This is a genomic window from Streptomyces sp. CO7, assembly GCF_053474865.1.
This window is the reverse complement of the sequence record NZ_JBRIOU010000005.1, coordinates 301,293-301,850: the sequence shown is the minus strand read 5'-3', so window position 1 is coordinate 301,850 and position 558 is coordinate 301,293. Positions and strand designations below refer to the sequence as shown.

The following is a 558-nucleotide window of genomic DNA, read 5'->3' as shown; positions in this document are numbered from 1 at the left end:
GGCCGGCTCCGCCCTTCCGGCGGAACCGGCCCGGCCGGCGAGCTCCCGGCAGGCGTCAGCCGCCGGCGGGAAGACCGCCGAGCAGTCCGCCGCCGTTCTTGTTGAGCTGCTCCGTCATGCCGTTGACCGCGTTGAGCGGGGAGCCCTCGGACTCGGTGTCGAGGAGGTTCCCGCCGTCCTGGTGCTGGATCGGCATCAGCGGGCCCGCGAGCTCGGTGACCGAGCCCAGCGCGGAGCCGGGCTCCTCGGCGGCGGAGGCGGTCCCGGAGACACCGGCCGCGGCGGCCAGCGAACCGACGAGGACGGCGGCTGCCTTCAGAGACTTCATCGTGTTCCTTTCATGCCGTGGCGGACCGGCGACGCGGGCCGCCACGACGGGCTTTCGACTCTCCGTGCCCAACGAGCCACATCGCTCGGGGAAACCCCACCGGCGCGCACCCGGCCGAAAGGAGCCCCTCATGCGGACCGGCCGCCCCTCCGCGGGAATGACGGAAGGACGGCCGGCGGCGAGCCGTGGGGCGGTCAGCAGGCGCCGACGCGTCCGCGGCGGTACAGCAG

At 74.6% G+C, this 558-nt stretch carries 1 protein-coding gene; it reads right to left on the bottom strand.

The genetic code is table 11. From position 1 onward, the window contains the following. Positions 1-55: 55 nt before the first annotated feature. Positions 56-328, bottom strand: a complete 273-nt coding sequence (locus tag ACOV8S_RS19785) for a hypothetical protein (protein WP_448319123.1) — start codon at positions 326-328, stop codon at positions 56-58. Positions 329-558 lie beyond the last annotated feature (230 nt).